16 protein-coding genes are annotated in these 22,488 nt (G+C 67.6%); 9 read left to right on the forward strand and 7 right to left on the reverse strand.

All coding sequences use genetic code 11. The features are described from left to right. The 3 genes from AAF184_17325 to AAF184_17335 all read right to left on the reverse strand — a co-directional run. A partial coding sequence (locus AAF184_17325; GenBank protein ID MEO0424103.1) for a PD-(D/E)XK nuclease family protein occupies window positions 1-1,496 on the reverse strand: 1,496 nt, incomplete at its 3' end. After that, window positions 1,493-2,479, reverse strand: a complete 987-nt coding sequence (locus tag AAF184_17330; GenBank protein ID MEO0424104.1) for an alcohol dehydrogenase catalytic domain-containing protein — start codon at window positions 2,477-2,479, stop codon at window positions 1,493-1,495. The genes AAF184_17325 and AAF184_17330, both read right to left, overlap by 4 nt. A gap of 87 nt (window positions 2,480-2,566) precedes the next feature. Continuing rightward, window positions 2,567-6,898 carry a DEAD/DEAH box helicase gene (locus tag AAF184_17335; GenBank protein ID MEO0424105.1) on the reverse strand — a complete coding sequence of 1,444 codons (4,332 nt, stop codon included), beginning with the start codon at window positions 6,896-6,898 and terminating at the stop codon, window positions 2,567-2,569. A gap of 238 nt (window positions 6,899-7,136) precedes the next feature. Between AAF184_17335 and AAF184_17340 the strand changes: the two genes are divergently transcribed. Further along, the gene (locus tag AAF184_17340) at window positions 7,137-7,544 is read left to right on the forward strand and encodes a hypothetical protein (GenBank protein MEO0424106.1); all 408 of its coding nucleotides are present in this window, start codon (window positions 7,137-7,139) and stop codon (window positions 7,542-7,544) included. A gap of 83 nt (window positions 7,545-7,627) precedes the next feature. On the opposite strand, the gene gorA is transcribed toward AAF184_17340, so the two are convergent. Continuing rightward, window positions 7,628-8,983, reverse strand: a complete 1,356-nt coding sequence (gene gorA / locus AAF184_17345) for a glutathione-disulfide reductase (GenBank protein MEO0424107.1) — start codon at window positions 8,981-8,983, stop codon at window positions 7,628-7,630. Between the two features lie 151 nt (window positions 8,984-9,134). Here gorA and AAF184_17350 point away from each other — a divergent pair, with 151 nt between their 5' ends. From AAF184_17350 to AAF184_17360, 3 genes are all read left to right on the forward strand, one after another. Beyond that, window positions 9,135-11,207, forward strand: a complete 2,073-nt coding sequence (locus tag AAF184_17350) for a M3 family metallopeptidase (protein ID MEO0424108.1) — start codon at window positions 9,135-9,137, stop codon at window positions 11,205-11,207. 171 nt (window positions 11,208-11,378) lie between these two features. Beyond that, window positions 11,379-12,413, forward strand: coding sequence for a hypothetical protein (locus AAF184_17355; GenBank protein MEO0424109.1), 1,035 nt, complete (start codon window positions 11,379-11,381; stop codon window positions 12,411-12,413). 133 nt (window positions 12,414-12,546) lie between these two features. Beyond that, a complete protein-coding gene (locus AAF184_17360; protein MEO0424110.1) occupies window positions 12,547-13,218 on the forward strand; it encodes a hypothetical protein in 672 nt (223 codons plus the stop codon). Here AAF184_17360 and AAF184_17365 read toward each other — a convergent pair. Further along, on the reverse strand, window positions 13,196-14,077 hold the full coding sequence (locus AAF184_17365; GenBank protein ID MEO0424111.1) for a hypothetical protein: 882 nt from the start codon (window positions 14,075-14,077) through the stop codon (window positions 13,196-13,198). The two genes, AAF184_17360 and AAF184_17365, sit on opposite strands and share 23 nt — an antisense overlap. A 149-nt stretch (window positions 14,078-14,226) precedes the next feature. Between AAF184_17365 and AAF184_17370 the strand changes: the two genes are divergently transcribed. From AAF184_17370 to AAF184_17390, 5 genes are read left to right on the forward strand one after another with little or no spacing between them, the layout of a single operon-like run. Continuing rightward, complete coding sequence (locus AAF184_17370; GenBank protein MEO0424112.1) at window positions 14,227-16,044, forward strand: ABC transporter substrate-binding protein; 1,818 nt, start codon at window positions 14,227-14,229, stop codon at window positions 16,042-16,044. Between the two features lie 4 nt (window positions 16,045-16,048). Further along, on the forward strand, window positions 16,049-16,999 hold the full coding sequence (locus tag AAF184_17375; protein MEO0424113.1) for an ABC transporter permease: 951 nt from the start codon (window positions 16,049-16,051) through the stop codon (window positions 16,997-16,999). Window positions 17,000-17,055: 56 nt separating this feature from the next. Beyond that, on the forward strand, window positions 17,056-17,862 hold the full coding sequence (locus tag AAF184_17380; GenBank protein MEO0424114.1) for an ABC transporter permease: 807 nt from the start codon (window positions 17,056-17,058) through the stop codon (window positions 17,860-17,862). Next, entirely contained in the window at window positions 17,863-18,840 is a 978-nt protein-coding gene (locus AAF184_17385; GenBank protein MEO0424115.1) for an ABC transporter ATP-binding protein, read from the forward strand. Then, the gene (locus AAF184_17390; GenBank protein MEO0424116.1) at window positions 18,837-19,844 is read left to right on the forward strand and encodes an oligopeptide/dipeptide ABC transporter ATP-binding protein; all 1,008 of its coding nucleotides are present in this window, start codon (window positions 18,837-18,839) and stop codon (window positions 19,842-19,844) included. The genes AAF184_17385 and AAF184_17390 overlap by 4 nt, the downstream gene beginning before the upstream one ends. Before the next feature lie 21 nt (window positions 19,845-19,865). Here AAF184_17390 and glmS read toward each other — a convergent pair whose 3' ends face one another. Together glmS and glmU are read right to left on the reverse strand one after the other, a co-directional pair. Beyond that, window positions 19,866-21,704, reverse strand: coding sequence for a glutamine--fructose-6-phosphate transaminase (isomerizing) (glmS, locus tag AAF184_17395; GenBank protein MEO0424117.1), 1,839 nt, complete (start codon window positions 21,702-21,704; stop codon window positions 19,866-19,868). A gap of 9 nt (window positions 21,705-21,713) precedes the next feature. Continuing rightward, a partial coding sequence (gene glmU, locus AAF184_17400) for a bifunctional UDP-N-acetylglucosamine diphosphorylase/glucosamine-1-phosphate N-acetyltransferase GlmU (GenBank protein MEO0424118.1) occupies window positions 21,714-22,488 on the reverse strand: 775 nt, incomplete at its 5' end.

The raw sequence follows: 22,488 nt of genomic DNA on the forward strand, positions 1-22,488 counted from the left end.
CGCGCCTGGCCGCCGATCACCGCGGCCTCGTGCAGCAGCTGCTCCCAGCGTCGCGGCGCCCGCAAGCTCCCGAGCTGCACCGCCTCGTCGGCGCGGGTTGGCGTCGGCTCGCCGAGGGGACCATCGCCGCGCAAGGCGTCAGCCTGGTCTTCCTCCGCGAAGCCAAGGATGGGGGCAAGCTCCGGGTCCGGGGCGATCCACTCGCCGGCGGGGGCTTGCGCTGACGGGGCCGCCGCAGCCGCAGCCGCGGGCACCTCGCCCAAGGACAGGTACTCGGCGAAGCGATGCGCCGAGTAGCTCTCGTCGCGGCAATGCAAGAGGGTGAGGAACGCGCGACCTGCGGGATCCGGGCGTACGGCGCCGCGCGCGAAGCATGCGGGAATGCCCGCTCGCGTAAACGCTTCCTCCAGGTGAGGACGGTACTGTTCGGGCGCTCGCAGGAGCACCGCCATGCGATCGAAGGGCACGCCCTCGCGCGCCGCGTCGCGGATCGCGCGTACGATCTCCACGCACTCGCGACTCTCGCCCGGCGCAGAGAACACGCTAAGGCTTGCGCTAGGTGCGGGCGTCTCCTCCACTCCGGAGGGAGTGGAGAAGAGATCTAGCGTGAAGGGGTGCTCAGGCGCTTCCGCCGACTCGCTAGGGGCAGACGGCATCTCCTGATCCGTGGAGTCCACCGCGCCGAACAAGCCCGTCTGCAAGCGCTCCAACAGGCGCTGCTCGGCGGACAGCGCCGGGTCCGTACCGGCTGCACCTCCCACCTGACGGGGTCGCAAGCTTGCGAGGGAGGCCTCTCCCAGGGCGTCGTTGGCGCCCTCCAGGGCGGTCGGTAGCGTGACCAGTGCAGGTTTGGCCAGACGCAGCAGGGCCCGCAGCAAACGACACTCCAGCGGGGAGCTCAGCTCCGGGTCCAGCAGCAGCGTCGGCAGGCCCAGCAGGGGCATCTGCCCCGCCTCCGAGTCCGCCTCCACGAGTTCGCAGGCCGCTTGCAGCACGGTGGTGCGATCGGTGAGCCCCGCCTCGGCGAGCACTTGGGCCAGGGCATCGGCGATCGCCGCCAGGGCGGGATCGATGCGCCGCAGGCGCTCGGACGACACGTCCGCCATACGCAGCTCGGCGAGCGTGCGATCCACCGCGCGGGCGAATCCGGGAGTCGTCGCTACCTCGGCGTAGCGCCCGAGCTCGTTCGCCTCGCGCACCTGCTGAATCGCGCGAGCGATCGCCGCCTGGGTGCCGAGGGGCCCCACCGGCACGCGGTTGTCGCGCATGATCAACGCCGGCAACGCCAGCTGAGAGGCGAGCTGATTGAGGGTCAGGCGATGCCAACCGAATACGCCTTGGCTGGGCCCGAGATGTTGGTAGACGATTTCGTTAGCCGCCTGCACCGTGGGGCCGACGATGAGCAGCGGCTCGCTCGCCTCGCGCGCCGCCAGCCATCGTCCCGCGGTGTCGAGGCGAGCGGCAGCGGCAGCCGTGACGCAGACCTCGACGCTCACGGCCCACCGTCCGCGGCGCGAGACCTCGGGTCGAGCAACACCTTGAGGGCGCCTGGCCGCTGAGCGGCGGCGAAGGCCTCCTCGAAGCGCTCCAGGGGGAACACGCCGTCGAGCAGCGGCGTGGGGTCGATCTGGCCGGTGGCGATGGCTTCCAGCGCCTGCTGGAAAGGTCCGCAGCGCGAGCCGACCACCGTGAGCTCGTCGACCACCAATCGCTTCGGGTCCAACGGTAGATCGCCGGCAAAGGTGCTCTTCACCACGAGCGTGCCGCGCGCCCTGATCGCCCGCATGGCGAGGGCGAGGCCCGATGGGTGGCCGCTGGTATCGACCACGAGGTCAGCGCTGGCCTCGTCCACCTCGTCTTCGCCGATGCTCGCGACGCCCACCTGCGCCAACAGTTCGCGATGGCGCTCACGACGCGCCACCACCTGCAGATCCACCGCGTGCAAGGCGAGCACCCGCGCCGCGAGTTGACCCAGGCGGCCCGCCCCGATCACCAGCACGCGCATGCCCGGCAGCACGTCGACCTGATCGGGGACTTGCAGGGCCGCGGCCAGGGGTTCCGCGAACACCGCCTGGCGTTCGCTCACGCTGGCCGGCACCCGATGCAGGTTGGCGCGCGGCACGCGGATCGACTCCGCGAAACCACCATCGCGTTCGCGCACGCCGATCACCTGACGCGCGGTGCAGTGATTTTTCAGTCCGCGGGCGCAAAACTCGCAGCGACCGCAGCCCACGTTGATCTCACACACCACGAGGGCGCCGCGAGGAAAGCGACTCGATCCGCTATCCGCCACGCGGCCGACGAACTCGTGCCCCGGAACACCCGAGAACGGCAGGTAGCCGCGCAGGAGTTCGAGGTCCGTGCCGCAGATTCCTGCGAGCGCGACGTCGACCACCACCTCGCCATCATCATCGGCGCGCGTGGGACTCGGCACGTCGCGCAGGGAAAGACTCCTCGCTTCGAGCATCAATGCTCGCATCAGATATCGGTCTCCGGCGCGGCGCGCAAAGCGCTCAGGATCGCACACGAGTCGGACACAGGCGAAAACCCTCCGCAGCCCCGGGAACTAGTGAGCGACCAACGCGGAGTCGTTGGTCGGCGCGGGCGCCTCGACGACGGGCAGGTCAGGCGGCGGCGCATCGATCACCGACACTTCATGCCCCACACGACTCGGCACCCGCGGCCCCGGCAACACCACCCCGTGCAGATTCAGCGGATCCGCGGTGGCCACTCGCACGCCCGCGACCGCCGCTGACCGGCGCGCCTCGCGCAGCGCCGTCGCCGCCTCCGGCAGAGCGAATTGTTCACCGCTGAGGGCACTGACGAAGCGCCCCCCGTGCACCTGACCGGCCGCCTCCAGCCGCCAGTACACCCGCATCAGCTCACGCCAGGAAGGCACCATCCGTTCGCGGGCGAGCAAGCAGCGGCTGATCACCCCATAGCGATGCAGCAGCGCCCAGGCCACCGTTTCCACCGCTTCTTCGCGCTGCTCGCGGGCGCGCGCGGCCGCTCGTACATCCTGGGTGCTCACCTCGACGGCGAGCTCGGGCGAGCGCAGCAAAGACCAGCGCCCCGCCTCCACGAGGGCGCGCTGCGTGCGGCCTGCCTGGCGCGATACGCCCTGCCGGCGCCCGCGCGCCTCGGTGGGTCGCGTCATCGGTCGCAACAGCGCGCGCAGGCCGGCGAAGGTGTCGGAACTCACGAGCCCCCCTGCGACCAGGCGGGCCAGGGAGCGGTGAACCTTGTAGGCAGGAAGCTCGGTGGCTTCGACCAGATCGTCGAAGAACAGCGCACCCTCGCAACGCAGGGCCGCGTGCACCGCGCGCACGGCCACCGAGGCCTCCTCATCGCCGGTCGGCAAGGCTTCCGGCTCGGCGGCGAACAGGCGCCATGCGCGCAGGTGCTTGCGTGCCACCAGGGCGATGGCCGTATGGCGAACGGGGCGGCGAGGGGTCTCGCCAGCTGCCCGCGGAGGCCGCAGCCAGGTGTAACGGCCAGCCGCGCACAGCTGGTCGAGAAGCTCCGGTTGGTAGGCGCGGACGCGATCGACCAGCAAACGGGGCTCCAGGGCACCGGCTGGCGCCGCGTAGCCCTCGAGGCGGGTCAGCACGGCGGCCACGCCATCGGCGCTCGCCCCGACGCTGCCAGCTCCCTGCACACCAGTGAGCCCATGCCAGCCCATCAGAAAACGCATGAACTCCGCCGGCGACGCCGGTTCCACCCGCGCGCGCTGGGCGCGCGAACACTCGCGTTGCATGCGGGCGAGGGCGCGACGCTCGCACCACCGTTCGCCCGGCTCCGGCGGGAAATGGCCGCGGATCACGAACCCTTCACCCTCGAGGGCCAGCAGGGGCGAGGCGATCGCTTCCACCGTGAGTCCTAAGGTTTCCGCTAGCTCACCGGCGGAGATCGGCCCCGCCAGTTCCAAACGACCTCGCACGATCTCCCGCAGGGCCCGCTCCGGTTCGGCCAGGTCATCGTCGAGCAGCGGCAGGGCGTCGATGGCAGGCTCGGCGCGCCCCTCGGGGAACACCGCTTCGAATTCTCCCAGGCGCTCCGCCGCCACCCACAGGGGCCGACCGCGAGGCGGGGTGAAGCAGGTGGCACGACCCGCCGCCATGAGTTCGCCCAGCCAGTGGTCGATACGCATCGCGTGGCCCGGGCTCTCGCGGACGGCGGCGTCCGTCGGCGTCAGGTAGGCGTGCACCAGCAAGGCATCGTGCAACTCTTCGGCGTCGCGCAGACGTGGGGCCCGCTCGCTGGCCACGCGGGCCACGATGGTGGCGTCCAGCTGCGGCGGCACCGCGTTGGCCCCGACCCCACGGGGCCGCGCCGAGACCGCGCGCGTACGCCGCTCCTCCGCCGGGGCGTCGTCGAGGAAGGCGTAGGGCCGGGCCGCCACCACCGCTTGGGCCATGGGCGAGGGCACCGGGGTGTCGCGGGCGACGATCTCGAATTCGCCGTCGAACACCTCGCGCAGCACGCCCTCCAAGCGGGTGATGTCCATGTGCTCGTGCAGGCAGTCGTCGACGGCCTGGGTCACCAGCGGATGATTGGGCACATCGCGGGGACCGGAGAGGTTCTCCAGGCAGGCGAGTTGGTCGGGGAACACGAGAGCGATCAGGTCTTCCGCCTCGTTACGCTGCACCTGGGCGGGCACCCGTCGTCCGTTGCTGGTGCGGCGGATGGCCAGGGCCGTGGTGGCACACCAGCGCCAGCGCGCCGGAAACATCGGCGCATCCAGCAGGGCTTGCACCAGCACCCGGCGCGCCTCGTCGGGGTGCACGTAGCGCACCACCTCGTCGAGGCCGAAGCTGTGCGTTGGCCCCAAGGACAGCACCAGCGATTCCTCCAGCGCGGCAGCCTGCAGTTCGAAATTGAACTTGCGGCAAAAGCGCTTGCGCAGGGCGAGGCCCCAGGCGCGGTTGAGACGCGCGCCCAGCCCCGTGTGCAAGACCAGGTGCATGTCGCCGGAATCATCGAAGAAACGCTCCAACACCAGGCGCTTCGGCGTCGGCAGGGCACCGAGCGCCGCGTGCGTGCCGGCGAGGAATTCGATGAGCTGCTGCGCGGGCGAGGGCTCCAGGGCCCAGCTGGCGCTCGCCTGCTCTACCGCCGCCGCCTCCCCACCGGCCAACAACCACTGCTCGACCTGGGCGCGCAGCTCACCTACGTACTGCGATAGCTCGGCGCTACGGGCGGGCGCCTCACCGAACCAAAAGGGAATACTAGGCGGCGCGCCGAGTGCGTCTTCAACATAGACCTTGCCCTCGACGGAGCGGATCACCCGGTAGGATGCGTTACCGAGCTGGAACACATCACCGGGCACGCTCTCGAAGGCGAAGTCCTCGCCCAGGGTGCCGATGCGAATCTCCTCCGGCAGCAGCATCACGTCGTAGTCGAACTGATCGGGGATGGTGCCGCCATTGGTGAGGGCGAAGAGGCGCGCCCCGCGCCGCGCGCGCAAGACACCGCCCACTGCATCGTGATGCAGGTGCGCACCGCGCCGGCCGCGACGGGTGACGAAACCGCGCCCGAGCATGCGCACCACCGCGTCGAAGTCTTCCCGGCGTACCTCGCGGAAGGGCCAGGCGCTGCGCACGCACGCGTACAGCTCGTCCTCCGTGCAATCCCCCGCCGCCACCTCGGCCACCACCTGCTGGGCGAGCACATCGAGGGGTGGCGCCAGGGGTTCGAGCGCATCGAGCTCCCCTGCTCGCACGGCGTTGAGCAGGGCGACGCTCTCCACCAGCTCGTCGGTGGAGAGCGGAAACAGGCGACCCTTCGGCGTCGCGCGCACGGCGTGGCCGGAACGCCCCACGCGTTGCAGGAAGGTGGCGATGCGCCGGGGCGAGCCGAGCTGGCAGACCAGATCCACCTCACCCACATCGATGCCGAGCTCCAGGGACGCGGTGGCGACGAGGGCCTTGAGTTCGCCGGCCTTCAGGCGCTGCTCCGCGGCGAGGCGCTGCACTCGCGCCAGGCTGCCGTGATGGGACGTGACCGCCTCTTCGCCTAAGCGATCCGCAAGGTGTCGTGCAGCTTGCTCACACAGGCGGCGAGTGTTGACGAAGATGAGGGTGGTGCGATGGGCGTCGATGAGTTCGGCGAGGCGGTCGTAGACCTCCTCGAACACCTCGTTGGCCATGATGGTGGCGAGCGGCGACGGCGGCAGCTCGAGGCCGAGATCCATCGCCCGGGAGTGGCCGGCATCGACGATGGTGCAGGGCTCGTCGCGATCCCCCACCAGATAGCGCGCGACCTCGTCGATCGGCTTCTGGGTGGCGGACAGGCCGATGCGCGTGAACGGCTGCGCCGTGATCCGCGCCAGCCGTTCGAGGCTCACCGCCAGGTGGGCGCCACGCTTGTTCGGCACCAGGGAGTGGATTTCGTCGACGATCACCGTCCGCACCGGTCTCAACAGGCGACGCCCCGCCTCGGCCGTGAGCAGGAGGTACAGGGACTCGGGCGTGGTAACCAGGATGTGCGGCGGCTGGCGGCTCATGCGCTGGCGATCCGCTTGCGGCGTGTCCCCCGTGCGCACGGCGGTGCGAATGCCGACCCCGCCCGCCAGCTCGGCAGCGAGTTGCTCGTCGATCCCCGTGAGCGGGTGCTGCAGGTTCTTGCGCACGTCGTTGGAGAGGGCCTTGAGCGGCGAGACGTAGAGCACTCGGCACTCGTCCGGCAGGCCCAAGGCCAGCGATTCGCGCAGGAGAGCGTCGATGGCGCTCAAAAAGGCCGCCAAGGTCTTGCCCGACCCGGTGGGCGCCGCCACCAGGAGATGGCGACGCTCCGCGCAGCTCAAGGCCTCCCAGGCTTGCGCCTGCACCTGCGTGGGGGGCCCGAGCGCACGCTCGAACCAGGTGGCGACCGCCGGATGAAAGCGCTCCAGTGCCATGACGAGACGACGCTCGAGTCCTGTGCAAATATCCAGTAAGCGAGTGTAGCGCTAGCGGGCGGAAGTGCAATGACCGGAAACTGCCGCCGCACGACGGGTGGGCAAGGGCACCGCCGCTGATGGTACATTGCAGGATCGAGCATCCCGACGCGGGGCGCCGACAGCAGTCCGCTGCCCGTGCGCGGGTGCAGCGCAACGGGAAAAACACGCGAATCCGGCCGACAAGGAGACAGCCCAGATGTCCAGTTCATTCACCGTGATCACGACGGCGAGCCATCACTTCGGCGATCACGAGGGGATGTTCGAGAAGGAAGATCCCACCGCCACCTTCGTGGGCAACGCCCACAGCACCGAGTTCGAGGTGAGTGGTATCGATGCGGGCGCGCAGGCGCTGCTGATGTTCCGCAGCTTCAACGTGAACTTCCGCACCAACGTCCTCGCCATCAACGGCCAGGTGGTCGAGCGTGCCATCGCGCGCAGCGTCGAGCGCGAGTGGAAGACCCAGCTGGTGATTCTGCCCGCCGGCCTGGTCAAGGACGGCACCAACACGATCAGCATCGAGAGCCGCACTCGCACCGGCGAGACCGAAGGCAACCTCGACGACTTCCTGGTCACCGACCTGGTGATCCAGTACCAGGGCGGCTGAGCCTTACCGACTCCCCGAGCGCGGGTTCGCTTCGTTAGAACCCGCGCCTCGTCCCGACCGGGCTGCCTGCCCGCCCCGACGCCTCAGGTCATCGTGACCAGCTCCTCGGACGCCGTCGGGTGGATGGCCACCGTGTCGTCGAAGTCCTTCTTGGTCGCGCCCATGCGCACCGCCACGGCAAACCCCTGCATCATCTCGTCTGCGCCGGGGCCGATCACGTGCACGCCGACCACTTTCTCCTGCTCACCCACCGTGACCAGCTTCATCGCCGTCTTCGGCTTGGTCTCCGTCAGGTGGTTGAACATGGGCGTGAATACGGCCTTGTAAACCTTGACGTTCTCCTCGCCGCAGCGGGCGTGAGCCTCCACCTCGGTCAGGCCCACGGTGCCGATCGGCGGGTGGGAGAAGACCACGGTGGCGATGTTCTCGTAGTCGAGCTTGCGCTCCGGCATGGCGCCGAAGATCCGGTCCGCCAGACGACGGCCTGCGGCGATTGCCACCGGCGTGAGCTCCACGCGGCCGCTGACATCGCCGATGGCGTAGATGCCTTCGACGTTGGTGTTCTGATAGGCGTCGGTGAGGATCACCCCCGCTTCGCCCGTCTCCACGCCGGCCGCCTCCAGGCCGAGGCCCTCCACCAGCGGTTCGCGGCCGATCGCCCACAGCAGGCAATCGATCCCCTCCACCTGGCTGCCATCGGCCACGGTGATCGTCCGCTTACCCTGCGCGTCTTCGGCCACCCGCTGAATGGCGCTGTGGGTACACAGCTCGACGCCCGCACGACGCAGTTCGTCCGCCAGATGCTCGCGAATCAGCGGATCGAACTCGCGCAGGACACCGTCGTAGCGCACCATCAGACTCACCTGGCTGCCGAGCCCGGCCAGCACACCGGCGAGTTCGACGGCGATGTAGCCTGAGCCGGCCACCACCACCCGTTGCGGGCGTTCGGCCAGTTCGAAGAACCCGTCCGACGTGATCCCCAAGTCGGCTCCCGGGATGGTGGGTACGCGGGGGCGACCACCTGTGGCGAGCACGATGTGCGGCGCCGTGAAACGCCGCCCCGCCGCCTCCACCGTGCGCGCGTCGACCAGATGCCCCCAGCCGTTGACGGTTTCGATGTCGAGCTTCGTCAGGTTGTTGGCGTAGATATCGTTCAGACGCGCCACGTAGGCGTCGCGGCCGGACTTCAGCGTCGGCCAATCGTGGCTGAAGCCTTCGACGGAAAACCCGTAGCCGGCAGACTCGTGGATTTGATGCGCGAGATCTGACGCATGCCACATGACCTTTTTCGGGACGCAGCCCACGTTGACGCAGGTGCCGCCGAGGCGTCCGCCTTCGATGGCCACGACACGCGCGCCCCGACGCGCCGCGCGCTGGGCGCACGCGAGCCCCCCGCTGCCGCCGCCGACCACGATCAGATCATATGTTTCCGCCGTCATGAATTCGTTCTCCGAGAATGATTTGCCGACCCCTGGGCGCGAAGCCGAAGGTGGCGCGCTACACTGCGTGGGTTAGGCCGGGCTTAACGAAGGCGCATCAGCCTACACCCATCCCCGCGTGCGCGCGTGATCACAACGATAGGCGCAGAGCATGACCACCTCTCCCCAGACCAACCCGCTGCTGCAGATCGACACCCTGCCCGACTTTCAGCGCATTGGGGCGGAGCACGCGATTCCGGCCGTGGATCACCAACTCCAACGCAACCGTTCGCTGATCGCTGAACTGCAGGCGACGGACGCCACGGGCGACGATGCGAGTGCGCTGTTCGCCCGCGTGGTCGTGCCCCTCGAGCGAGCACGGCAAGAGCTCAGCCGCGTGTGGTCGCCGGTGAGTCACCTCAACGCGGTGATGAACACGCCCGCGATGCGCGAGGCCTACAACGCCTGCCTCGCCAAGCTCACGGCCTACGAGACGGAGCTGCAGCAGAACGAGACCCTCTGCACCCTCTACAAGGAAGTGCTGGAGCGTGATACCGCCGAGGGCGGCGTGCTGGGCAGCGATCAAAAACGCTTGGTGGCGGATGCCGTGCGGGATTTCCGCCTGAGTGGCGTGGACCTTCCCGCCGAGAGCAAGGCGCGCTTCAGCGATCTCATGCGCGATCTCACGGCCGCCCAGTCACGCTTCGAAGAGAACGTGCTGGATGCCACCAACGCGTTCTATCACGTGGTCACCGACAAGCAGGAGCTCGACGGTTTGCCGGATCACGCGATCACACGCGCCGCCGCCCAGGCCGCCGCGGCGGGCGATGGTCCGGGGTGGCGCTTCGTGCTCGACCTGCCCACGTACCAAACCATCGTCAAACACGCCAACAGCGAAGGCCTGCGCAAGCTCTTCTACGAAGCGTGGTCCACCCGCGCCTCAGACCAGGGGCCGCACGCAAATCAGTGGGACAACACCCCGCTGATGGGCAAGATCCTGCGCCTTCGTAGCGAGATCGCCTCGATCACCGGCTTCGACACCTTCGCCGACTACTCCCTGGCCACCAAGATGGCCGATACGGTTGACCAGGTCATCGACTTCCTCGAAGACCTCGCCGCCCGCAGCCTGCCCGCCGGGCGCAGCGAGTTCCGGTCGCTGGTCGGGCACGCCGGCCAACCGCTGCAAGCCTGGGATGTCGCCTGGGTGGCGGAACAGGTGCGTCGTCAACGGTTCGATATCAGCGACGAGATGTTGCGGCCCTACTTCCCGCTGGAGAAGGTGGTGCAGGGCATGTTCGACCTGGTCGCCAAGCTGTTCGATATTCGCATTCGCCACGACCAGAGCGTTCGTTGCTGGCACGATGATGCCCGCTACTACGTGCTCGAGGATGCCGATGGCAAGGCGCGCGGCGGCTTCTACGTCGATCTCTTCGTGCGCCCGGACAAACGCAGCGGCGCATGGATGGACACCTGCGTGGTCCGTGCCGAGCTCCAGGGCCGCACCGAGCTTCCCGTCGCTTACCTGGTGTGCAACTTCACCCCGCCCAACGGCGACCGCCCGGCACAGCTCTCGCACAATGAGGTGCTCACCCTCTTCCACGAGTTCGGCCATTCGCTGCATCACATGATGACGCGCGTCGCCTACCCGAGCCACTCGGGCATCAACGGGGTGCCGTGGGATGCGGTGGAGCTGCCGAGTCAGTTCCTCGAGAACTTCGTGTGGGATCGGGAAGTGATCGGCATGATCAGCGGGCACGTCGATACCGGCGAGCCCCTCACCGAAGCGCTGCTCGACCGCCTGATTGCCTCTCGCACCTTCAACGCTGGCATGGCGATGCTCCGCCAGCTGGAGTTCGCCCTGTTCGACATACGCCTGCACTCGCTGGCCCCTCCAGCGGAGGGCGATGAGGGGCGCTGCATCGCGCACACGCTGACGGCGGTGCGCGAGGCCGTCTCGGTGGTGCCTGTGCCGGCATTCAACCGCTTCCCCTGCAGCTTCTCGCACATCTTCGCGGGCGGCTACGCCGCCGGCTACTACAGTTATAAGTGGGCCGAGGTGCTCTCCGCGGATGCCTACTCGGCCTTCGAGGAAGAAGGGGTGCTGAACGTACCCACGGGACAGCGCTGGCTGGAGAACGTGCTCGAGGTGGGCGGCACGCGCGATGCGATGGACGCCTTCGTCGGTTTTCGGGGTCGCCCGCCCACATCGGATGCATTGCTGCGCCACAGCGGACTGGCCAACTAGGGAATGCCCTGTAGTTGCGCCGACAAACACTTGTGCACCATGGCCCAACTCGGGTGAAACTGTGACCGAGCACACAGTTTCACCGGAAAGTGGATCGTAGGCTTCGTGTTTACATAGATTTCCGCGCCGAACGGGTCCACCTCAGCGCAACGGTATTTCTCAGGACGCTTGTTGGATACACCCAGGCAATTCGGCAACGAGATGGACGTGACCGGCACCGTCAAGGTGAGTTCGGCATCGTCCGTGCGTACGGCCGTCAGCCAGATCCTCCAGGAACTTTATCCTGCCAGCGATCTCAGCCTCCTCGCGCGGGCCTTCGACGATTTCGAACAAATCTTCCGTGGCCAGGTTGCCGGCTATCGCGGCTGCAAAACCGTCTACCACGACATGCAGCACACGCTCGACATGACCCTCGCCATGGCGCGGCTCATCGGCGGCCACGATCGCACCCACGAGGGCGAGGAGCGCTTCGGCAGCCGCCTGGCTATCGTCGGCATCACCTGCGCCCTGTTCCATGACTCGGGCTACATCCTGCGCGCGGGCGACCGCGGCACCTCCGGCGCTGAGTACACCACCACCCACGTCTCCCGCGGCGCCCAGTTCGTCGAGGGTTACCTGGTGGGCGTCGGCCTCGCCGAGTACGCGGTGGCAGCCAACTACATCGTGCACATGACGGGCTACGAGGCGACACCGGACGACGATGCCTTCACCGACCCTCGCTTCCGTGTGGTCGGTAACCTGCTCGGCACGGCGGACCTCATGGCGCAGATGGCGGACCGCTGTTATCTGGAGAAGTGTCGCGACCGGCTCTTCCCGGAGTTCGTGCTCGGCGGTCTCGTCGGCACCGGCAAGGACGGCGCGCCCATGCAGTTTCGCTCCGGTCACGACCTGTTGAAAGAGACGCCGAAGTTCTTCGAGCAGATCTTCCGCGATCGCCTGAACAGCGAGTTCAACCGCTCCTATCACCTCTTCGAAGCCTGGTTCGACGGCGAGAACCCCTACCTCGACGCCATCGTCAAGAACGCCCGCTTCCTGCAGAAGGTGCTGCAGAACGACAGCTGGGAGCTCCTACGCCGCAAACCGCCGCTGATCACCTCAGACGAGGAGTCGCTGGAGGAAACCAATCGCCTGGCCGTGAAGCGCTTGCGAGAGATGCTGACCAAAGACGCCCAGGGCGGCAGCGGCAGCACGCGAGCGGCGACCTAGCCGACTCAGTAGGTGCCATCAGCACCTCACGCCGACCGACTTTCTCTCCACCCGCACCGTTTTCGCGTAAGCACCTGGACGCGCGCACTCCTCACACTGACATGTATCACTCATCACGCCTGAGGAGATCATCATGTCATCCCGACTCCACGCCACCGGTCTATTCTCGCTAGCACTCTGCTTGTCGGCCACAGCCGCCAGCGCCGCCACCCTGCCCTTCATCAACGAGCTGCACTACGACAACAGCGGTGGTGACGAGGGCGAGGGTGTGGAGCTGCTGGCACGAGCGGGCACGCAACTCACCGACTGGACCCTCGTGCTCTACAACGGCAGCAACGGGGCGGTGTACGACACGATCGCCCTGGACGGCGAAATCGAGGCCCAGAGTGAGGGCCTGGGCGCGCGCTTCTTCGCCCTTCCCGGAATGCAGAACGGCCCCGACGGCATCGCCTTGGTAGCGCCAGATGCCACGGTCGTTCAGTTCCTGAGCTACGAAGGCAGCTTCCTCGCCACCGACGGCCCGGCGGCGACGATGCTCAGCCTCGATATCGGGGTGGCGCAGGGCACGGACACGGCCCTTGGCACCTCCTTACAGCTGGTCGGGAGCGGCCGTAGCGCCGAGGACTTCGACTGGATCGCCGGCGCGGCCGCGAGCTACGGCGCTCTCAACGTGGGTCAGGAGATCACTGCCGTCCCCCTGCCCGGCAACCTCGCCCTGCTCAGCAGTGCCTTTGTAGGACTGCTCGGGCTGCGGCGCAGACGCGTGGCCGCTGCGGCGTCACCTATTGGCGCCGCAGGGGCATGAAGCTCCAGCAAAGGGCGCGCCAGGCAAGCCACAGCAAGAGAACGGGAATGAGCACCGTCTCCAGCAGGAAGCTCGCGGTGAGCGTCACCACCTGAGAGGCCGCGCCGCCGAGTAGGGCGCGGGCGCGCTCGATCCGCTGGCCGACATCCAGCGACTCGAAACGCTCACCGACGTAGTTGCCGAGGCGCTCGAGGAGAGACTCGTCCCTGGGCACTGGCGTCGCCTGCTCCTCCACCTCTTGGGCCAGCACGGCCACCTCGTCCGCCGTGTCCATCAATACCTGCGTGGCCTGTTCCTGCTCCGCCTCCAGGAACAGGCCGGAGATTCCGCTCGTCACCAGGAGCAGGGCGGGCACCACCAGGCGAGTGAAGAGTAACGTTAGGGCGATGCGTTGCGTCGCTGCACGCGCACGGGGACCACCCAGGCGGGGTTGCCATACCCCGAGCAGCAGCACGGCGATGGCGAAGGCAACCACTAGGTCGAAGGGCCACCACGCAGCCATGCGCAGGAGCGCCGACTCGATGCCCAAGGCCACCCCACTCGCCAGCATGACCCAGGAGAAGCGTTCGATGAGGTCGTTGACCGGGTCCAGGAGCTGACCAGGCGCCAGCGTCACCCCGACGCCTGCGGGCTGCAGCGCCACCTCCGTCTCCTGCACCACGGAGATCACGCCGTTCAGGCTTCTCGCCACCCCGTAGGTCAACATCGCCCGTGCCAGGGCCGCCTCTGCGTAGCGGCCGGCGGGTCGATCAAGCGCACCCGAAACGGATAGGGCGAGCACGGCGAGCAGGACCACGCTCGATAGCACGCGTGTGGAGAAGGACCACGCCGGATCCGATGCCGAAGCGTCCCGCGTCAAGGCTGTCCTCCTCCCCCTGGCTCACCCAGTCGCCGCCCGTGCACCGAGAGCCGATGCCCTACAAGGGTACCGCCATGCGCCGCAGCGCGCTTGTTCGCTATCCGCGCATTGATTAACCTGCAGGTAATTCTCGCCTCCTGATGAGTTGCATGTCTGCCTACACACCCCTTGGGCAGCCCCCACGGTCCGCCTGGGGCCGGCGCCGACGACTCACACTCCTCGCCGTACTCACGCTCGCCTGCACGTGGCTCGCCGGGTGCGACCGGGAAGGCTCCGCACAAGACGACCTGCGGGTTTACCGTCATGCGCTGGACAACAAGGTCGACAACGTCGATCCGGCGCGCGCGGCGACTGTCTACGCCAATCATTTGGTCCTCAACCTCTACGACACGCTGTATGCGTATCGCTACCTGGCCCGGCCCTACCAACTGAAGCCGAACCTGGCGACGGCCATGCCCGAGGTGACGGCCGACGGCCTGACCTACACGATTCGCATTCGCGAGGGCGTGTACTTCATCGACGATGCCGCCTTCGTCGACAGCGACGGCCGTGGCCGCGAGGTCACGGCGGCGGACGTCGTGTACTCGATCGAGCGGCAGCTGGACCCCGAGACCAACTCCCAGGGTGACTGGCTCTGGCGAGGCCGCGTGGAGCGACTGGAGGCGGTGGATCGCTACACCCTGCGCATCCACCTGACCAAACGATTCCCTCAGCTGCCTCATACGCTGGCCCAGGGCTTCTCCGCCGTGATGGCGCGTGAAGCGGTCGAGTACTACGGCGAGCAGATCGGCGTACACCCGGTAGGCTCCGGTCCCCTCACGCTGAAATCCATCGATGCACAGCGCGCCGTGCTCCTCGCCAATTCCACCTACCGGCGTGAAGCGGTCGATCTCGAAGCCGAGGGCTACGACCCCGCGATTCACGGCGCCTACGGCCTCGAGGTGATCGAGGGGCAGGTACCCCCCTTTGTCGATCGCCTCGAAATCTGGTTCATCCCCGAAGACCAGGCCCGCTGGAGCTCCTTCCGCAAGGGCAACGAGGTGCACTACGCGCGGGCCACCAACGACACCATGGAGGACACCTACCGCGAGGCGTACAAGACGGGCGTGATAGAGGATGGGCACTTGCTCGACTACCGCGCCCTCGTGAGCGCCGCCCCCGAGGTCATCTACCACACCTTCAATTTCGACTTCGATGAGATCGGCTACCACGCCGATCCCGAGCGAGAGGAACGCAACCGCTTGCTCCGCTGCGCCCTGGTCAATACCTACGATTGGCAGGCGCGCAACGAGGCTTATCACAGCGGCACCGCCGAGATCTTCTCCGGCGTGCTACCACCCACCGTGCCCGAGTTCGACCCCTCAGCCACCCTCGCCTACGTGACCCGGGATACGGACCTCGCCCGCGACTACCTGCGCCGAGGGGACTGGCGCGAAGACAACCTCCCGGAGATCGTTTACGGCTTCAATGGCACCAGCACGCAACAGCAGTATTTCGAACAGTTCCGCGCATGGTCTGCGGAGATCGGCTACCCCCTGAGCAAAGTCTTACCAAAGCGATTCGGTAGCTTCGCAGATTTCGCCAACGCCATTCGCAGCAGTGACCTGATGATGTCCTACAAGTCATGGTCCCTCGACTACCCCGACGCCGAGAACATGCTGCAGGCCTACTACGGGCCGAACCGGGCACCGGGCTCCAACGACGCCAACTACGCCAACGATCACTACGACGCCCTCTACGAACTCGCCTCCACCATGGCGGAGGGCCCGGAGCGCACGGCGATCTTCCGCGAGATGAACCAGATGCTGATCGACGACTGTGCGGTCATCGCGGGCATGGCACGTACGCAGCTGCTCATGTGGCACGAGGACGTGATCTACTTCCCTGACCGCAACATCGTCGGTGGGTTCTCCCTCAAGTACGTGAGCCTCGGAGCCCCGCGCCCGCGCGCTGCCTCGAGCGAATGAAACCATGAGGCTCGGCGCCTTTCTCCTTCGCCGTCTCGTGGCGAGCGTGCCTCTGCTCCTGGGCGTGACCTTCCTCAGCTTCCTGCTGATGGTCTACTTCGGTCCCGATATGTCCCTCGTGCTGGCCGGTAAGAACCCGACCGCGCAGGACATCGAAGCCCTGCGCCGCTCCCTCGGCTACGACCAGCCGCTGCTCACCCGCTACGCCACCTACCTCGCGAGTCTCCTACGCTTCGATCTGGGCACCTCGATCCACGGTGAGCGGGTCGCTGGCATCCTCGCGCGCACCGTGCCCGTCTCCATCGCCCTCGTGCTGCCCGGTTTTCTGCTGGGAAATGCGCTGGGGTTGGGCGCGGCCCTGGTGGCTGCGCGCTACCGCGGCCGCTGGCCGGACCGAGCCCTCATGGGGGTCGCCGTGGCGGCGATGAGCGTGAGCTTCCTGATCGTGGTGATCTTCGCCCAGCTGATGCTGTCCTCGCGCGCGGGGCTCAACCTGTTCCCGGTGCAGGGATGGATCGTCGACGACGTCGGCGACTACCTCTACTACGTGACCGTGCCGACCTTCGCCCTGGTATTCGTCACCGTGGGCTACAACGCGCGCTTCTACCGCGCCGTGCTGGTGGAGGAACTCTCACGGGACTACGTACGCACGGCGCGGGCCTACGGTGCGAGCCCGAGCCGGGTGCTCACGGCTGAGGCCCTGCGCAACTGCGCCATCCCGATCATCACCCGTATCGTCTTCTCCATTCCCCTGGTGGTGATCAGCGGCAGCCTGGTGCTGGAGCAGTACTTCGGCATCCCAGGCATCGGCGAGGCAACCCACGATGCGATCCACAGCGGTGATCAGCCGGTGCTGAACGCGGTGGTCGCCTTGACCGCCGTGGCGTTCGTTCTGGTGCAGACGTTGGCCGATGCGGCCTACGCCACCTTCGACCCGCGGGTGAGTCTGAAGTGAGCGCAGATCAGGGGATCGCACACCGCTCCGTGTGGGCTGCGATACGTCGTGATCGCGTGGCGCTGGCAAGCCTGCTCGTGGTGGGCGGCTACGCCGTCATTGCCCTGCTGGTAGCGGTAGGGGCGTTGGGGGACAGCTGGGCGCTCATCACCGGCAGCCCCTTCGAGGGCCCGAGCGCGGCCCACCCGGCGGGCACCAATCGCAACGGCTTCGACATCTTCTCCCGAGGCCTCTACGCCACGCGCACGGCTTTCGAGATCGGACTCGTGGTGGCCGGCGCCACGATCGTGCTGAGTGCGGTGCTGGGGGGCATCGCCGGCTTTGCCGCAGGCACCTGGGTGGACGAGGCGGTGCTGTGGCTAAAGGGCGTGATCGACTCGGTGCCCTTCTACCTGCTGGTGGTCGCCGTGGCCTGGGCGTTGCCGGACGACTTCACCTACGCGATGCACGTCGCCATGATCAGCACCTTCTGGACCACCGGCGCCCGCTACGTGCGGGGAGAGGCGATCAGATTGCGAGAGCTGGAGTACGTGAGCGCCGCCCGGGCCCTCGGGGCGGGACCGTCGCGCATCATCCTGTGCCACATCCTGCCGAACACGGTGCACCTGCTCCTGGTGCAGGGGACCCTCGTGTTCGTCGCCGCCATCAAGTCCGAGGTGATTCTGAGCTTTCTCGGGCTCGGCGTGCGCAATGGCATGAGCTGGGGCCTGATGCTCGGAGAGGCTGCCAGCGAGGTGGGTCGCGGGCACTACGGCAACCTGCTCACCGCCTCCCTGCTCATGTTCGGCCTGGTGCTGGCGGTGAGCCTGCTCGCCGATGCGCTGCAGGATGCCTTCGATCCGCGCCGGGCGCAGGAGGTGTAGATGAGCGCGCCGCAGCTCACCGTGCGTGATCTCTCCGTGCAGTTCGGTGATGGAGAGGACGCGATGCGGGCGGTGAAGGGCGTGTCGTTCTCCCTCGCGCCCGGCGAGATCGTCGGTCTGGTGGGGGAGAGTGGCAGCGGCAAGTCCGTGACCTCCTTGGCGCTGCTGGGGCTGCTGCCACGGCGCGATTGCACGGTCGGCGGCAGCATTCGCTTCGGCGACCAGGAGATCGTGGGCGCCTCCGAGCAAGCCTTGCGCCCCCTACGGGGCGGTGAGATCGCGATGATCTTCCAGGAGCCGATGACCGCCCTCAACCCAGTGTTCAGCATCGGCAGCCAGCTGCGCACGGTGATCCGGCGCCACCGCGGCATGCGCGGCCGCGCCGCCACCGCCCTTGCCGAACAGGTACTGCGCCAAACGGGCATACCCGAACCTGGCGCGCGCCTTAAGCAATACCCCCACGAACTCTCCGGCGGGATGCGCCAGCGTGTGCTCATCGCCATGGCGCTCGCCTGTCAGCCGCGGTTTCTGATCGCCGATGAGCCGACCACCGCCCTAGACGTGACGACCCAGGCTCAGGTGCTCGAACAGCTCCGCTCACTGCAGCAGAAGAACGACTTAGGGTTGCTGTTGATCACCCATGATCTCGGTGTGGTGGCACAGCTTTGCGATCGGGTGCTCGTGATGTACGCAGGTCATCTGGTGGAAAGCCAAGGCGTGGAGGCCCTGTTCGCCCAGCCGCAGCATCCCTACACGGCCGCGTTGATGGCGGCGACGCCGCGCCTGGACCAACCGGCACTCACCACCGGCGATCCGGCGCCGGCGGGCGGAGACCTTCCACAGACCGGTTGCCCCTTCGCCCCGCGTTGCGCGAGGGCGCAGGCACGTTGCCGCGAAGCGACCCCGAGCCCCACGCCACTCGCGGACGGCGGCTCGGTGGCCTGCTTCTTCCCGCTGACGCAGGAATCACCGGCATGAGCGCGTCGCCTCCGCTGCTCCAGGTCATCGATCTCGCGCGACACTTCCCAGGGCCACGACGCGGCTTGCTCGGCCTGCAACGAGGGGCGCCCATCAAGGCCCTCGACGGGGTGAGCTTCGCCGTCGCGAGCGGCCGTACGCTAGCGCTCGTGGGCGAGTCCGGCTGTGGCAAGTCCACCTTGGCCAGAACGCTGCTGCGCCTGCATGAACCCACGCGGGGCACGGTGCTCCTCGAGGGCGAGGACCTCGTAACGATGGGACGCAAGGCGTTGCTCGAACGGCGCCGCGATCTGCAGATGATCTTCCAGGACCCGTGGGGCTCGCTGAATCCCCGGCGGACCGTGGGGGCGTCGGTACGCGAACCGTTGGATATCCACCGGGTGGGCACGGCCGAGGAACGCCGAGCGAGGGTGAGTGAGCTTCTCGCCGAAGTCGGGTTGCCGGATGACGCCGGCGAGCGCTATCCGCACGCCTTCTCTGGCGGGCAGCGCCAGCGCATCGGTATCGCGCGTGCCCTGGCCCTCTCGCCGCGCTTCGTGGTGGCCGACGAACCCGTTTCCGCCCTCGACGTCTCCGTGCAGGCGCAGATCCTGGCCTTGCTGGCCAAGCTCCAGGAAGAACGCAGCCTAAGTTATCTCTTCATCTCCCACGATCTGGCCGTGGTGCGCCAGCTCGCGCACGAGGTGGCGGTGATGTACCTCGGGAAGATCGTCGAGCAAGCCGACGCGCAAACGCTCTTCAGCGCACCCGCTCACCCCTACACGCAAGCGTTGATCTCGGCGGTGCCGGTGCCCGACCCGAAGGCCCGTGAGCGCACGCGCATCGTCCTGCCGGGGGATCCGCCCGATCCGAGCGCCCCGCCTCCGGGATGCCCCTTCCACCCGCGCTGTCCGGCGGCGATGGATAGCTGCCGGCGGGAGTCCCCGCCGCGCATCACGCTAGGGACGGCAGCGGCAGGGGGCGGTCACGAGGTGAGCTGCCATTTGCACGTGCCTGCGACCTAAGACGACTTCCCCTGACACGCCCTACTCCACCGTCACCGACTTGGCCAGGTTGCGGGGCTGATCCACGTCCGTGCCCTTCAACACGGCCACGTGGTACGCCAGCAGCTGCAGAGGAATCGTGTACACCATCGGCGCCTGCGAATCGGTCACCCCCTCAGGCAAGGTGATGACGGTGGTCTGCTCGTCTTCCTCGAGGCCCGAGGTGGGGTCGGCGAACACGTAGAGGCGGCCGCCCCGCGCGCGCACCTCCATTAGGTTGGACTTCACCTTCTCCAGCAACGCGTTGTCCGGCGCCACGGCGATCACAGGCATATCCGCATCGACCAACGCGAGGGGGCCGTGCTTGAGCTCACCCGCCGCGTAGGCTTCCGCGTGGATGTAGGAGATCTCCTTCAGCTTCAGCGCTCCCTCCATCGCCACGGGGAACTGCGTGCCGCGACCTAAGAAAAGTGCATGGTGCTTTTCGGCGAACTCCTCGGCGAGCACGCGGATGCGGTCATCGAGGGCGAGGGTGTTCTCGATCTGCCGCGGCACGTGCTGCAGCAGATGCGTCAGTCGACGCTCGTCTTCCTCGCCGATATTGCCGGTGCGGCGAGCGAGTACCAGCGACAGCATGTGCAAGGCAGCGAGCTGCGTAGTGAAGGCCTTCGTGGACGCCACGCCGATCTCGGGGCCGGCGCGGGTCATCAGAGAGAGGTCCGATTCGCGGACCAGGGAGCTCTCGGGCGAGTTGCAGATGGCGACGGAGCCAACGTAGCCGAGCTCCTTGCCCATGCGCAGGGCGGCCAGCGTGTCTGCCGTCTCGCCCGACTGCGAGATGCTCACGAACAGCGTGCCCGGCGTCACCACCGGCCCGCGGTAGCGGTACTCGCTCGCGATCTCCACCACGCACGGCAAGCCGGCGATTCTCTCGATGTTGTAGCGGGCGATGAGGCCTGCGTGATAGCTCGTGCCGCAGGCGACGATGTGCACCTGGCGCGTGCGCGAGAGTACGTCCTCGGCATCCGGGCCGAAGATGCCGTCGAGCACGCGGTCATCGTGGATGCGGCCGTCGAGGGTGTTGGCGATGGCCAGCGGTTGCTCGTAGATCTCCTTGAGCATGAAGTGGCGGTACTCGCCCTTCTCCGCTGCGTCGGCGCTCAGGGCGCTCTCGTGGGAGGCGCGCTCGACCGCCTCGCCGCTGGCGTCGATGACCTGGATATCCGTCTGCGTGATGCGTGCGACGTCGCCCTCTTCGAGGAACATGAACTCACGGGTCACCGGCAGCAGGGCGGCCACGTCCGAGGCGACGAAGTTCTCCTCGATGCCAAGGCCGATCACCACCGGGCAACCGGAGCGCGCCGCGATCAGGCAATCGGGATCCTCAGGGCACATCACCGCGAGGGCGTAGGCGCCCTCCAAGCGGGCGACCGTCGCGCGCACGGCGGCAAACAGATCCTTGCCCTGGCTCAGTTGGTGGTTCACGCAATGGGCGACCACCTCCGTGTCGGTTTCCGAACGGAACTCATAGCCGAGAGCGCTCAGCTCCTCGCGCAGCACCTCGTGGTTCTCGATGATGCCGTTGTGGACAAGGGCGATCTTCTGGCGCGACAGCTGCGGGTGGGCGTTGGGCTCACTCGGCGCGCCGTGGGTGGCCCAGCGCGTGTGGGCGATGCCGCGGGTGCCCGTGATCGGATCGCGATCGATCGCATCCTGCAAGGCCTGCACCTTGCCCACCGTGCGATGGCGGGCGATCGCGCCGTGCTCGTCGAGCACCGCGAGGCCTGCCGAGTCGTAGCCGCGATACTCGAGGCGCCGCAGGCCCTCGACCAGGACGGGGATGACGTTGCGTTCCGCAACCGCTCCTACGATTCCACACATACGGGTGCCCTAATCCTCTGTTGAGCCCGGGGGCTTCCAATGTTCGATTGTGCTCTGGCGAGCTCGGCCGACGGTGAGCTTGCCCGGTACGGTGTCGCGGGTGATCGTGGAGCCCGAACCGATGTAGCTGTTCGCACCCACCGTCACCGGGGCGACGAGCATCGTGCCCGAGCCGACGAAGGCACCGTCCTCGATCACCGTCTCGTGCTTGGCGCGGCCGTCGTAGTTGCAAGTGACCGTGCCGCAGCCCACGTTTACGCCGGCGCCGATGCGCGCATCGCCGATGTAGGTCAGGTGGTTCACCTTGGAACCAGCGCCGATCAACGATTTCTTCACTTCCACGAAGTTGCCGACCTTGGCCCCGTGGGAGAGCACCGCGCCTGGTCGTAAACGCGCCATCGGACCGACGGTGCACTCACCGGCCACCTCGGCGCCTTCGAGGACGCTGTGGGCGGCGATCACGCTGTCCGCGGCGATGGCGCAGTCCTTGATCACGGCACCGGGGCCGACGTTGACGCGGTCGCCTAGGGTGACCTCGCCTTCGAAGACGCAGTTGACGTCGATCTGCACGTCTCGACCGCAGCGCAGGGTGCCACGAACGTCGATGCGTGCGGGGTCAGCGAGGGTCACGCCATCTCGCATCAGGGCGTTGGCGGTGCGCCGGCGTAGGGCGGTTTCTGCGGCCGCGAGCTGGAGGCGATCGTTGATCCCCAGCACTTCGTCTTCGTCGTGGACCATCTCCGCGTTCACGGGGATGCCGTCCGCTACGGCCATTTCGATGACG

It is taken from the genome of Pseudomonadota bacterium (assembly GCA_039815145.1).
Taxonomy (GTDB): Bacteria; Pseudomonadota; Gammaproteobacteria; order Steroidobacterales; family JBCBZW01; genus JBCBZW01.